General features: G+C 60.8%; 13 protein-coding genes. 6 read left to right on the forward strand and 7 right to left on the reverse strand.

Annotation, left to right across the window (positions count from 1 at the left end; all coding sequences use genetic code 11):
- Positions 1–10: 10 nt before the first annotated feature.
- Genes secD through NEZ08_RS08515 form a run of 4 tightly spaced genes read left to right on the forward strand, consistent with a single transcriptional unit; the run spans position 11 to position 3,938 of the window.
- Positions 11–1,606 (forward strand): protein translocase subunit SecD, encoded by a 1,596-nt coding sequence (secD, locus tag NEZ08_RS08500; RefSeq protein WP_298106163.1) that lies wholly within the window; start codon positions 11–13, stop codon positions 1,604–1,606.
- Between the two features lie 13 nt (positions 1,607–1,619).
- On the forward strand, positions 1,620–2,624 hold the full coding sequence (gene secF, locus NEZ08_RS08505; protein WP_298106164.1) for a protein translocase subunit SecF: 1,005 nt from the start codon (positions 1,620–1,622) through the stop codon (positions 2,622–2,624).
- A 46-nt stretch (positions 2,625–2,670) separates the two neighbouring features.
- Positions 2,671–3,066, forward strand: a complete 396-nt coding sequence (locus tag NEZ08_RS08510) for an Mth938-like domain-containing protein (RefSeq protein ID WP_298106165.1) — start codon at positions 2,671–2,673, stop codon at positions 3,064–3,066.
- Positions 3,063–3,938, forward strand: coding sequence for a phytoene/squalene synthase family protein (locus tag NEZ08_RS08515; RefSeq protein ID WP_298106166.1), 876 nt, complete (start codon positions 3,063–3,065; stop codon positions 3,936–3,938). Before NEZ08_RS08510 ends, NEZ08_RS08515 begins: the two co-directional genes overlap by 4 nt.
- A 3-nt stretch (positions 3,939–3,941) precedes the next feature.
- On the opposite strand, the gene NEZ08_RS08520 is transcribed toward NEZ08_RS08515, so the two are convergent.
- From NEZ08_RS08520 to NEZ08_RS08540, 5 genes are all read right to left on the reverse strand, one after another.
- Positions 3,942–5,033 (reverse strand): serine/threonine protein kinase, encoded by a 1,092-nt coding sequence (locus tag NEZ08_RS08520; RefSeq protein WP_298106167.1) that lies wholly within the window; start codon positions 5,031–5,033, stop codon positions 3,942–3,944.
- A gap of 7 nt (positions 5,034–5,040) precedes the next feature.
- The gene (trmFO, locus tag NEZ08_RS08525; protein ID WP_367278393.1) at positions 5,041–6,534 is read right to left on the reverse strand and encodes a methylenetetrahydrofolate--tRNA-(uracil(54)-C(5))-methyltransferase (FADH(2)-oxidizing) TrmFO; all 1,494 of its coding nucleotides are present in this window, start codon (positions 6,532–6,534) and stop codon (positions 5,041–5,043) included.
- Between the two features lie 49 nt (positions 6,535–6,583).
- A complete protein-coding gene (locus NEZ08_RS08530; RefSeq protein WP_298106169.1) occupies positions 6,584–6,736 on the reverse strand; it encodes a DUF1127 domain-containing protein in 153 nt (50 codons plus the stop codon).
- A 305-nt stretch (positions 6,737–7,041) separates the two neighbouring features.
- A complete protein-coding gene (locus NEZ08_RS08535; RefSeq protein ID WP_298106170.1) occupies positions 7,042–7,821 on the reverse strand; it encodes a lytic murein transglycosylase in 780 nt (259 codons plus the stop codon).
- 188 nt (positions 7,822–8,009) lie between these two features.
- Positions 8,010–8,921, reverse strand: coding sequence for a DUF2189 domain-containing protein (locus NEZ08_RS08540; RefSeq protein WP_298106171.1), 912 nt, complete (start codon positions 8,919–8,921; stop codon positions 8,010–8,012).
- 450 nt (positions 8,922–9,371) lie between these two features.
- Between NEZ08_RS08540 and NEZ08_RS08545 the strand changes: the two genes are divergently transcribed.
- Positions 9,372–10,163: a fumarylacetoacetate hydrolase family protein gene (locus tag NEZ08_RS08545; RefSeq protein ID WP_298106172.1), complete on the forward strand. Its 792-nt coding sequence runs from the start codon at positions 9,372–9,374 to the stop codon at positions 10,161–10,163.
- A gap of 57 nt (positions 10,164–10,220) precedes the next feature.
- Here the strand turns inward: NEZ08_RS08545 and NEZ08_RS08550 are convergent, their stop codons facing one another.
- Together NEZ08_RS08550 and NEZ08_RS08555 are read right to left on the reverse strand one after the other, a co-directional pair.
- Entirely contained in the window at positions 10,221–10,493 is a 273-nt protein-coding gene (locus NEZ08_RS08550) for a GNAT family N-acetyltransferase (RefSeq protein WP_298106173.1), read from the reverse strand.
- A gap of 34 nt (positions 10,494–10,527) precedes the next feature.
- Positions 10,528–10,782, reverse strand: coding sequence for a GNAT family N-acetyltransferase (locus tag NEZ08_RS08555; RefSeq protein ID WP_298106174.1), 255 nt, complete (start codon positions 10,780–10,782; stop codon positions 10,528–10,530).
- 105 nt (positions 10,783–10,887) lie between these two features.
- On the opposite strand from NEZ08_RS08555, the gene NEZ08_RS08560 reads away from it, so the two are divergent.
- Positions 10,888–11,091: a hypothetical protein gene (locus NEZ08_RS08560; protein ID WP_298106175.1), complete on the forward strand. Its 204-nt coding sequence runs from the start codon at positions 10,888–10,890 to the stop codon at positions 11,089–11,091.
- Positions 11,092–11,675 lie beyond the last annotated feature (584 nt).

Raw genomic sequence — 11,675 nt, forward strand, 5'->3', positions numbered from 1 at the left:
AGTCAATTCGATGCTGTATTTCACACGGTGGAAAGCGCTGGCGATCATTCTGACCGCGCTGTTGGTGTGCCTGTGCGCCGTGCCGAACTTCTTTTCGGAGGCCCGGGTGAAGACCTGGCCCGTCTGGGCCCAGCGCCATCTGGTGCTCGGTCTCGATCTGCAAGGCGGTTCCTATCTGCTGCTCGAAGTCGATTCCAATTACGTCAAGAAAGAGAAGCTCGACACCGTTCGCGACGACGTTCGCCGCGTGTTGCGCGAGGCCAAGATCGGCTATACGGGCCTCAACGCACGGAATGACGCGGTTGAGGTGCATATCTCCCGGGAAAACGAGGTGCAGCCGGCGCTGGCGAAACTGCGCGAATTGTCCCAGCCGCTGGGTGGACTGCTCGGTTCCAACGGTCAGCGCAGCCTGGAAGTGACGGACTCCGGCAATGGAACGATTCGCCTGACGGTGCCGCAGGCTGCCATCACCGATCGCATCCGCCAGACCATCGAACAATCGATCCAGATCGTCGAGCGGCGCGTCAACCAGCTCGGCACCGTCGAGCCCGTGATTCAGCGCCAGGGCACCGATCGAATTCTGGTGCAGGTGCCGGGCTTGCAGGATCCGACGCGGTTGAAACAGCTGCTTGGCAAGACCGCCAAGATGGAATTTCGCATGGTCGACGAGTCCGTGTCACCGGACGCGGCCGCGCAGGGAAGAATACCGCCGGAAGACGAACTCCTGCCTGAAGTCAACGGTCAGAAGCTCGTTATCAAGAAGCAGGTGCTGGTATCGGGCGGAGATTTAAGCGACGCGCAGACCGGGTTCGATCAACGTTCAGGCGAGCCCGTTGTGAATTTCAAATTCAATTCGACCGGGGCGCGTAAATTTGCACAGGCCACGACCGAGAATGTTGGTCAGCGCTTTGCAATCGTGCTGGATAACCAGGTGATCTCGGCCCCCGTGATCCGCGAACCGATCATCGGTGGGCAGGGGCAGATCTCCGGCAGCTTCACGGTTCAATCGGCGAATGACCTCGCAATCCTGTTGCGGGCCGGCGCGCTGCCGGCACCGCTGACCGTCATCGAGGAGCGCACGGTTGGTCCGGGCCTCGGCCAGGACTCGATCGAAAAAGGCGAACTCGCCGCTTACGTCGGCTCGATCATGGTCATCGTCTTCATGCTCGTGACCTACCGCCTGTTTGGCCTGTTCGCCAATATTGCGGTGACGGTGAACGTGGCCATGATTTTCGGCTTGCTGTCGCTTCTGAACGCCACGCTGACGCTGCCCGGCATCGCCGGCATCGTGCTGACCGTTGGCATCGCCGTCGACTCCAACGTGCTGATCTACGAGCGAATCCGCGAGGAGATCCGCGGCGGACGTAATGCAATTTCCGCGATCGATGCCGGTTTCAAGCGGGCACTCGCAACCATCCTCGACTCGAATATTACAACATTCATCGCTGCTGCGGTCCTGTTCTACATCGGCACAGGTCCGGTTCGCGGCTTCGCGGTGACGCTTGGCATCGGCATTCTCACCACGGTTTTCACCGCGTTCACGCTGACCCGGCTGATCGTCGCCGGATGGGTGCGTTGGAAGCGGCCGCAAAGCGTGCCGATTTGAAGGGAATGCGGCCGTGACTCATACCGTTCTGATTGGGCTGGGCATCTTGATCGTCATACTGACGGTCGTCAGCATTTTCGGCCTCTTGCCGCCGCTGCGCATCGTGCCGGACAACACCCATTTCGACTTCACGCGCTTTCGCCGCATCAGCTTTCCGATCTCGGCGATGCTTTCGATTGTCGCGATCACGCTGTTCTTCACGCATGGCCTGAATTTCGGCATCGACTTCAAGGGCGGCACGCTGATGGAAGTGCGGGCTAAATCGGGCACCGCCGATATCGGCGCGATGCGCTCGACGCTGGGCGGATTAGGTCTCGGCGATATCCAGTTGCAACAGTTCGGCGGTCCCGACGAGGTCCTGATCCGGGTTGCCGAGCAGCCCGGCGGCGACCAGGCGCAACAGGTGGCCGTCCAGAAGGTGCGTGGCGCGCTCGGCGATTCCGTTGATTACCGGCGTGTTGAAGTCGTCGGCCCGCGCGTCTCCGGCGAGCTGTTGGCCTACGGCATGATCGGACTGATGCTCGCGATCGTCGGTATCCTGATCTATCTCTGGTTCCGGTTCGAGTGGCAGTTCGCGTTGGGCGCTATGATCGCCAACGTGCACGATATCGTGCTCACGATCGGCTTCATGTCGATCTCGCAGGTCGATTTCGATCTTACCAGTATTGCCGCCTTGCTGACCATTCTTGGTTATTCGTTGAACGATACGGTCGTTATTTATGACCGTATCCGCGAGATGCTGCGGCGTTACAAGAAGATGCCGATGCCGGAACTGCTCAACGAATCGATCAATTCCACACTGTCGCGTTCCATCATCACCCACGTCACGGTGACGCTGGCACTGCTGGCGCTGTTGCTGTTCGGCGGCAACGCGATCCACAGCTTCACGGCCGTGATGATGTTCGGTGTCGTGCTGGTCGGTACCTACACGTCGATCTTCATCGCCGCACCGATCCTGATCTATCTTGGCGTCGGGACCCACCGCGCCGATACACCGGATACGCCCGCGAAGAAGTGACGCGGGCCTGATCCCGAAGAGCGGGATCCTGTTTTCGGAAACGCCCATGTCCAGGCAAGCAAACGATCGCGCCGACGCGCCACATCTTCCGAGATCAGCGCCGATCGACGCTTACGGAAAGGGCGGCTTTGCTTTCGCCGACATGTCGCATCGGGGGTCGCTGTTGTGCCTGCCGGATGCCATTTGGGCTTGGCCGGTGACGAACGCAGCCGAAATCGACGAGTATTCCTTGTCGCGTGTGTTTGCCGCTGCGAACCAGATCGACACGCTGATCGTTGGCACCGGCACGGAGGTCTGGGTCGTCCCCCGGCATTTGCGGGAGGCGTTGCGTGCGGCGCAGGTCGGGGTCGATGCCATGCAAACAGGGCCGGCAATCCGCACCTATAACATCATGATCGGCGAGCGCCGACGCGTCGCCGCGGCACTGATCGCTGTGCCATGAGCACGGCGGCGGTCGATGACGGCAGAGGCGCGGCCGATCAATGCGCGGAGCTTGTCCGCGCCCACGATTTCGTCCGTTATGCATCCACACTGTTTGTGCCGGCGCCGGCACGCCGCGCCCTGCTGGCACTCTATGCCTTCAACGTCGAAATTTGCCGGGTGCATACGCAGGTCAGCCAACCTCTGCCGGGCGAGATCAGATTGCAGTGGTGGCGCGACATGCTTGCAGGGCAGGGCCAAGGCGGCGTGGAAGGAAATCCGGTCGCCGCCGAGCTTCTATTCGTGATGCGGAGCCATCGATTGCCGGTTGAGCCTCTCTCGCGGCTTATCGATGAGCATCTCTTCGATCTCTACAACGATCCCATGCCAACCACGGCTGCGCTCGAGGGATACCTCAATGATACGTCGTCGGCGCTGTTTTCGCTGGCTTCGGCGATCATGGGACCGCCGTCCAGCGAGGTCGAGCATCTGGCGCGCCATGCAGGGTTGGCGCAGGGCATCGTGCAGATTATGGCGTCGCTGCCGCTCGATGCGTCACGACGCCGGCTCTTTGTTCCTCAACAGGTGTTTGCGAAGCATGGCTGCGATCCTGAGGACCTGTTCGCCGGAAAGCTAACGCCCGGGCTACGCGAAACGCTGAATGATGTCCTGGATAAAGCGCGCGAGCATGTCGATGCAGCCTACAGGCTGCTTCCTTCCGTGATGCCGGAGGTTCGGCCGGCATTCCTCCCGCTCGCGCAAACCAAGCGGGATCTTGCCAGACTGATGCGGGCCGACAACGATCCCTTCCTCGTACGTCCGCCGTCGCGACTTGCGGTGCTGTGGACGCTGTGGCGAGCGTCGCGGAGAGCCTCGGCATTCGTCGTCGGATGACGGTCAGTCCATCCCGGCGGTTTCGAAATTGAATCGATCCCGGAGATTCTTCCGGGACTCCAGAATGGTCTTCAGAAACGCGCGGTCAGGCTCGCTCGTGACCATGGTCTCGATCAGGTCGAGCTGATTGGTTGCGACCAACTGCAAGAGCTCGAGACGCGGCTTTCCACCGGCGTCGCGCGGCAGCGCCTTGACCACCTGGATATGCTCCGGCGGTTTGGGACCTCGGCCTGCGGCGAGCGCGCCCTTTAATTCGGTCTCGAGCGCATTCTGATCGGATTCGACGAACGCATAGAGGCCGACGCCGACGCGGCGATCCGGGAAGGCGACGATCGCCGCATCGCGGACAGCTGGATTCTTCCTGATCTCCTGTACCAGCACCGGCGCATCGTTGACCAGGCGGCGGCCGCCTCCTTCGCGATCGGTAAAGTTGAACAGGCCACGAGTAATCGCCTGATAGACTTTCTTGCCGGTTGCAAGCCACAGCCTGGCGACGATCGACTTTCGAGCAAGAATCTGACGCTCTTTCGGCGTTAGCGCTGACGGGGCATAGCTGCGCTTGTGTTTGAGAAGATGCCGCAGATCCTCATAGGCCGCGACACGAAACAGCCAATTGCGCTTTCGAAAGTATGCCGCCAGCTGAAAGTCCGTCAGGTACGCGCGGCCGTCACGTCCGACCAGCCAATTCTGCTCTTTCGCAAGGTCGTTGTGGCAGACCCCGGCGCGATGCAGCCGGTGCAAGGCCTGCTTCGCCGACCGAAAATAGGCAACGTCGCCCGCCGGTTTCGCCAGGTGCAGGGCGACCCCATCGATGAAGCCGCGCACCAGCGCTTGCCGGCCGCCCCATAGCAGCGGTGGTCCCACGTTGAGATCGCGCGCCACCGCCAAGGCGTGCCGCTCACGGCGGAACAAGTGCCGAGCAAGCAGGTGCGACCACCATGGCACCTGATTGATCCGGCGCAGGATGGCGTCAACCTCGCCATTCGGCGTCCGGAAGCGGCCGCGCTCCACCGATGAAAATACGTCGCGTTTGAGGAGGACGCCTTCGATCCATCGCGCCGAGAGAACTTCAGCGTCTTCTTTTGGCAAATTCATGAGATGCTCACGCAGCCACAGCCGGCTGCAAATGATCGGCGATCCAGCAATCGATGTCGGTCAATGCCCGGGCGCTGAGAGCCTGACGTTTCGCAGCCACCTTTTCGTTGCCACGCAGGCGCGTTCCGTCCGCCTTTCTTGTGGGTGGGTTGGCGAGCGGCGGAAATAATCCAAAATTGACATTCATCGGCTGGAACGAGCGCGGACCACTGTCGATCGTTTCCAGATGGCCGCCGGTGATGTGTCCAAGAAGAGATCCAAGCGCGGTCGTCGGAGGCGGTGAGGGCAGCGAAAGGCCCCGCGCATCCGCTGCGGCATAAAGGCCGGCGATCAGGCCAATGCTGGCGGACTCGACATAGCCTTCGCAGCCGGTCATTTGCCCCGCAAACCGCAATCGCGGCGAGGCCTTCAGACGCAGCTGTTCGTCCAGGAGCTTTGGCGAATTCAAGAAAGTGTTGCGGTGCAGGCCGCCGAGCCGGGCAAACTCGGCGTTCTCAAGTCCCGGAATCATGCGAAAGACACGCTGTTGCGCGCCATACTTCAGCTTGGTCTGAAAACCCACCATGTTGTACAGCGTGCCGAGTTTGTTGTCCTGCCGCAGCTGCACGATGGCGTAGGCCTTTAAGGTAGGATGATGCGGGTTGGTCAACCCGACCGGTTTCATCGGGCCGTGGCGCAGTGTTTCCGCGCCGCGCTCTGCCATCACCTCGATGGGAAGACAGCCGTCGAAATATGGCGTGCTCGTTTCCCATTCCTTGAAGTCCGTCTTTTCGCCCGCCAGAAGCGCCGCGACGAAATCGTCATACTGCTCTTTCGTCATCGGGCAATTGATATAGTCCGCGCCGGTGCCGCCGGGGCCGATTTTGTCGTAGCGAGACTGAAACCAGGCCGTCGACATATCAATACTGTCACGATGAACGATCGGCGCGATTGCGTCGAAAAAGGCCAGCGCCTTCTCGTCAGTCAGCTCGCGGATGGCGCGGGCCAACGATTCAGAGGTGAGCGGACCGGTCGCGACAATGACATTGGTCCAATCATCGGGCGGCAATCCCTCGATTTCGCCGCGCTTGAGTTCGATCAGCGGATGATCGGACAGCGCCTTGGTGATGGCGGCTGAAAAGCCGTTCCGATCGACCGCCAAGGCGCCCCCCGCAGGGACCTGATTAGCGTCAGCGGCGCGCATGATCAGGGACGAGAGCCGCCGCATCTCGGCGTGCAGAAGTCCGACTGCATTGTTCGCCGCGTCGTCGGAGCGAAACGAATTCGAACAGACGAGTTCAGCGAAGTCGTCAGTTCGATGTGCTTCCGTCATTCGTTGCGGACGCATCTCGTGGAGGATAACTCGGACGCCGGCATTGGCCGCCTGCCACGCGGCCTCAGAGCCGGCAAGCCCGCCGCCGATGACGTGTATGGGTTCCAGTGGAAGAGTGCCTGTCATGAGGCACAGAGGTAGCGCGTTTCTTCTGCGAGTGGAATGCGCACCAACACTTACGAACGACAACGCCCGCCGTCGGCGGGCGCTATCCGTGTTCGGTCAGCAGTTAGAAATATCAGGCAGTGTAGTTGCCGGCCGCGACGCGCGGAATGTCCGATCGGTCGAGCCCGATATCCGCCAGTTCCCGGTCGGTGAGCTGGGACAATTCGGCGACATTCCGCTGATAATCGCGGAACGCCTGGATCATTCGGATGAGCGAGAGCAGCATGGGTAGTCTCCTTGAAATCTCGATTCAGACTTTGAAGAGAGCTGAATCGTTGAACCGAAATATAGGTCCCTATACCGCAGTGCACTAGTGAAAATGCTGCGGCGCAGCTAGTCATTTTATGCATAGCTATATAAGGATTGATTAACTGTTCGGCCGATCGCCGAGGTCATTTTCGCTGATGATCCGGAGAAATACCGAAAATCTGCAGCCAATCTGCCCGGCTCATTAGCGTCGGCAACATCGATATATGAGCAGGAGACATGGCAAAAAATGAATTTCAAGATTCATTTATTGCGATAGCCGGGCTAGGGCGCGTGGGTCAGTCGGGTAGCAAAATAGGCGATCGTACGGGTATAAACGTCACTTTTGTTCCACTGCTGGAGCACAGCGAAGTTGGGACTTCCGGGCTGCCAATCCTTGCCGCGCTGCCAACCCAAGCTCGCCAGGAGGTTTGCAGTTGAGGCCAGGACGTCGGGGGGGCTGCGCAGCAGGTCGCGACGACCGTTGGCGTCGAAATCCACGGCGTACTTGATGTAGTTCGAAGGCATGAACTGCGTCTGGCCGATTTCTCCGGCCCAGGCTCCACGCATCTCGGCAGGCGTGAGGTCACCGCGATCGATGATGCGTAGCGCGTCGAGCAATTCGCCCCGGAACATTTCCGAGCGCCGGCAATCATAGGCCAACGTTGCCAGCGATCGCAGTGTCGGAAACTTTCCGATGTTGACGCCGAAATCGGTCTCCAGACCCCAGATTGCGACCAGCACCTCGCCAGGCACGCCGTACGTTTCCTCGATCCGCGACAGGACCGATCCATATTGCTTCAGCATGTTGGCGCCGCGCGCGAGCCGAGGCGGCACCATACGGCCGGAAAACTGCTCGAAACTCTGGTCAAAGACCTTTTGGGAGTGATCGCGGGAGAGCACGCTTTGATCGAGCGTTATGCCGTTCAGGCTCGAAGAAAGGGTCGCCTGCGAGATGCCCTTGGATGCGGCTTCGGTCTTGAAGTCATCGAGCCAGGCTTGAAAGTTGCCGGAGCCGCATGGCACGGCCGCATGGGCGGTGTTCATCGAAAGCGCGAGGGTCATGCCCGCCGCCAGGGCGCAATTGAGAAACTGCCGATATTGCAAGCGAATTGCCTTCCGCGCTGAACAAGGTCGCGCGATATGTCGGGCGCAACCGCGGCCAAAACAAGGCTCGGGGGCTTTCGCGGAACCGTGTAACGAACGGCCGGCGCGCCACCGCCGGCGGTTCGATCACCATCACATCAGTCCATTCAGGCGCTGTCCTTCCGCCGCCAGGGAAACAGGTTGGCAGGAAAATCCGCCGCGGGGCGTTTTTGCCGGGGCGCACGCGGCGGAACGGGCCGCTGATAGGGATCCGGCGCGATCACCTTGCGATAGAGATGCCAAGTCGCATGGCCGAGCAGCGGGACGACGATCGCGAGCCCCAGGAACAGGGGGATCGAGCCGGCCACGAGGAGCGCCGCCACGATCAGGCCCCAAGCCGCCATGGCAGCCGGATTGGCCGCAACAACGCGAAGCGAGGTCACCATGGCCTCGCCGGTCGTAGCGTGGCGATCGAGCATCAACGGGAAAGACACTACGCTGATACAGAGCGCCAGCAGCGCGAACAGGAAACCGACGCCGCAACCGACCACGATCAGCCACCAGCCCTGCGGTGTTGTCAGCACCCGCCGGATAAAATCCGGAATTTCGGCCGCGGACGCATAGCCGAATGCCGCAACGTAAATCGCTTGCGCCACCGCGATCCAGATGACGAACAGGGCGAGCAGCAATGTGCCAAGACCGAGCATGGCGCCGAAGGATGGCGAGGCGAACACGTCAAGCGCGTTCCATGCGGAGGCTTCCTCACCCAGTTCGCGGCGGCGGCTCAGTTCGTAAAGGCCAAGTGCGGCAAAGGGACCGAGCAACGCGAAACCCGCGGCGAGCGGAAACAACAGCGGCAACACCGAGTAGCCGAGCACGGCGCGCGCCAGCGCAAGGCCCAGCACCGGATAGATGACACAGAGGATAATGGCGTGGCTTGGGACGGCCTTGAAATCTTCCCATCCGAGCCGCAAGGCTGCATGCAGATCGGAGAGCCCGATCCTGCGAATGACGGGATCTGCGGTTTCCTGAGCTGGCTGAACCAGCGGTGGGGCATTGCCGGAATATGGATTGGCCATGGTCGCACTCCCTTGACGCGGGCGGTCTTGCCTGGACATCGAGAAAAGAGGACGTACCGTCCGCGAAATTCGATCACGATCAGGCCAGACGCGAAGACAAGGAATCCAAACTGGCCATGTCGCGAACTGATAGGGCAATCGTACTCCGACTCGCCTGTTTTGTCTCTCACGCTTCGTTGACGCCGGTTGTAAATTCGGCGCGCTCATTCGCCGCAATTTGAAGCGGCTTTGCCGAAAATTTCCTTGCCGTTGCTTCGCGCCGCAACAAGGCCGCGTTACTTTCTGCCGGTCGTTCCCTCTTGCGAACGAGCCGGATCTTTCACAAGGTGCCAAAAGCTCTGCGGTTTGGCTGGCCTTTTTCATGCCTTCAATGCAGGCGCGCCAGCTTGCCGGGCCACGGGGCGGGCGGTAGATAGCGTGCGCAACATCAGGAATGTAAGGAGCTTCCGCATGGAAACCGTCGATCGCAGGGCCTTGTTGGCTACCGGTGTCCTGGCGCTGGCGGGCACAGCCGCCGCGAGCCGTTCCGCCGAGGCGCAATCGGGACCAAAGCCGATCTTCGACGTACCTGCCGTAACCATTCCGATCGCCGGCGAGAGGGACGTGTTTCCTGTTCGCCGCATCTACTGCATCGGCCGCAACTACGCCGCCCATGCGCTGGAGCGCGGTTCCGACCCGACGCGCGAGCCGCCATTCTTCTTCCAGAAGCCAACCGATGCGATCCAGGTTGTCGCGCCCAACTCGGTTGCCGATCATCCGTACCCGTCGCTCACCAGGAATTATCATCATGAGGTCGAACTGGTGGCGGCGCTGAAATCCGGCGGTACCAACATCGCGCCGGAGCAGGCGCTCGACCATGTCTATGGTTACGCGGTGGGGCTCGACATGACGCGGCGCGATCTCCAGAACGGCATGGCGGCGCAGAAAAAGCCGTGGGAGATCGGCAAGAGTTTTGATCATGCGGCGGTGCTCGGACCGATCCATCCCGCTGCCAGGACCGGGCACTTCACCAAGGGCGCGATCTCGCTCGCGGTCAACGGCAATGTTCGCCAGTCGTCCGACCTCGACAAAATGATCTGGAGCGTCGCCGAACAGATTGCCAAGCTCTCTGAGGCGTTCGAGCTGAAGGCCGGCGACATCATCTATTCCGGCACGCCGGAAAATGTCGGCCCGGTCGTCAGGGGCGACGTGCTGCTCGCCAGGATCGACGGCCTGCCGGACATGTCGATCCGGATCGTGTGAGCTGGGAACGTCATCCCCGCCTGCGCGTGCTTTCGCACGGGAGCGACCAAAGCAAGCTCACCCCACCATATCGGCATATTCCGGATGCCTCCGCAGATAAACGGCGACGAAACTGCAACCCGCAATCACCTTGCGGCCGTCGGCGCGGATCAAGGCCAGCGCCCCTTTGACCAGATCTGACGCAATGCCGTGGCCACGCAACGCGCGCGGCGTCTCGGTGTGGGTGATGACGACGGCCGATGGCGTGATGCGGTAATCGGCAAAGGCGACTCCGCCCTCGACATCGAATTCGAAGCGGCTCAGTGCCTTGTTGTCGCGAACGGCGGGCATGGGGAAAACCTCAGCGCTTGAGCAGGAGATCGGCCTAATCGGCATGTTTGTCGATCCAGGATTTGACGAAGGGACATTGGGCAACGACTTGCAAGCCGTCGGCGCGTACCTGATCGAGGGCGCCCTTCACCAGCCTTGAGCCTACGCCCTTGCCGCCGAGTTCGCTTGGAACTTCGGTATGAACGAAGGTGATGACGCCGTCGGCCAGCGTGTAATAGGTCGCGGCCAGATGGTCTTCGACCACGAGTTCGTAGCGATGCTGCGCCTTGTTGTTGACGACGTCAGTCATGGAAGTTTCCAGTCATACGCAGCCGATTCGTCTACCTTGCCATTAACAAAATGGGATGAATCTGGTTCAAGCTCAACCAGGTCAACCATCACGCAGGGGTTAGCCATGAAGATCATTCTCATGCTTGTCGGCATCGTTCTTCTGATCGCGGCCGGATTCTATTTCATTTTTCCGGCGGACCAGTTGCCCGGCTTCTTTCCGGGGCACCAATCAGGTGGTGTGGCCCATATCCATTACAAGCACGGTATTGTCGCTGCCGCCGCCGGCATCGTTCTGCTGATCGCCGGCTGGTGGATCGGCCGCAAGTGACGGGCTGATTCTAGCTGTCGTCCCCGCCTGCGCGGGCTTCCATTCTGCGGAATCCGCCCAATGATCCCTTCTGTTGCCGGTTCGCACAACGATATGTTCTGAAGTTCTTATCCCGGATTGCGGCCGGCTTTGCCTCGCTTGTCCGGGACGACGTTAGAATCATGTCAGATGGCCGCGGGTCCGCATTTCCGCGACACGAATGCGCCCGGATGCTGCGTAACAAGACCCTCGTGAAGAGGGCGCAGGGAATGCCGGGTGCCTGGCCGCACCCGCAGCCTCGCGTGCAATGAAAGAAAGCACGCAAGCAAGTCACCGCAGGTACACCGAACACATCCGGCATTCCCCGCGCGATGGTTTTAACGGTTTCCTTCGTGGTCTCCCTGGTGATCGGGCTTTCTTGCCACCATCCCCGGCGTGATGCGGAGCATCGTCACCGAGTTGATACCAGCGTCGAGGTATCAGGACGCCACGACTTCGCCGTCCGCGAGCGCGCGCATTCGTCTGTTGCGCGCGCCGCGTCCACCGCATCTTCCGCCAACGTTCAGTGACGATCGCGAAACGCCCCTCTTGCCGGGCGGAAGACG

This window comes from Bradyrhizobium sp., from assembly GCF_027451485.1.
Classification (GTDB): Bacteria; Pseudomonadota; Alphaproteobacteria; order Rhizobiales; family Xanthobacteraceae; genus Bradyrhizobium.

What these genes read in the sequence shown, in the direction of transcription:
- secD (WP_298106163.1), top strand. Translation starts at nt 11, where the DNA reads ATGCTGTATTTCACACGGTGGAAAGCGCTGGCGATCATTCTGACCGCG.
- NEZ08_RS08510 (WP_298106165.1), top strand. Translation starts at nt 2,671, where the DNA reads ATGTCCAGGCAAGCAAACGATCGCGCCGACGCGCCACATCTTCCGAGA.
- NEZ08_RS08515 (WP_298106166.1), top strand. Translation starts at nt 3,063, where the DNA reads ATGAGCACGGCGGCGGTCGATGACGGCAGAGGCGCGGCCGATCAATGC.
- NEZ08_RS08520 (WP_298106167.1), bottom strand. Translation starts at nt 5,033, where the DNA reads ATGAATTTGCCAAAAGAAGACGCTGAAGTTCTCTCGGCGCGATGGATC.
- NEZ08_RS08530 (WP_298106169.1), bottom strand. Translation starts at nt 6,736, where the DNA reads ATGCTGCTCTCGCTCATCCGAATGATCCAGGCGTTCCGCGATTATCAG.
- NEZ08_RS08535 (WP_298106170.1), bottom strand. Translation starts at nt 7,821, where the DNA reads ATGACCCTCGCGCTTTCGATGAACACCGCCCATGCGGCCGTGCCATGC.
- NEZ08_RS08540 (WP_298106171.1), bottom strand. Translation starts at nt 8,921, where the DNA reads ATGGCCAATCCATATTCCGGCAATGCCCCACCGCTGGTTCAGCCAGCT.
- NEZ08_RS08545 (WP_298106172.1), top strand. Translation starts at nt 9,372, where the DNA reads ATGGAAACCGTCGATCGCAGGGCCTTGTTGGCTACCGGTGTCCTGGCG.
- NEZ08_RS08550 (WP_298106173.1), bottom strand. Translation starts at nt 10,493, where the DNA reads ATGCCCGCCGTTCGCGACAACAAGGCACTGAGCCGCTTCGAATTCGAT.
- NEZ08_RS08555 (WP_298106174.1), bottom strand. Translation starts at nt 10,782, where the DNA reads ATGACTGACGTCGTCAACAACAAGGCGCAGCATCGCTACGAACTCGTG.
- NEZ08_RS08560 (WP_298106175.1), top strand. Translation starts at nt 10,888, where the DNA reads ATGAAGATCATTCTCATGCTTGTCGGCATCGTTCTTCTGATCGCGGCC.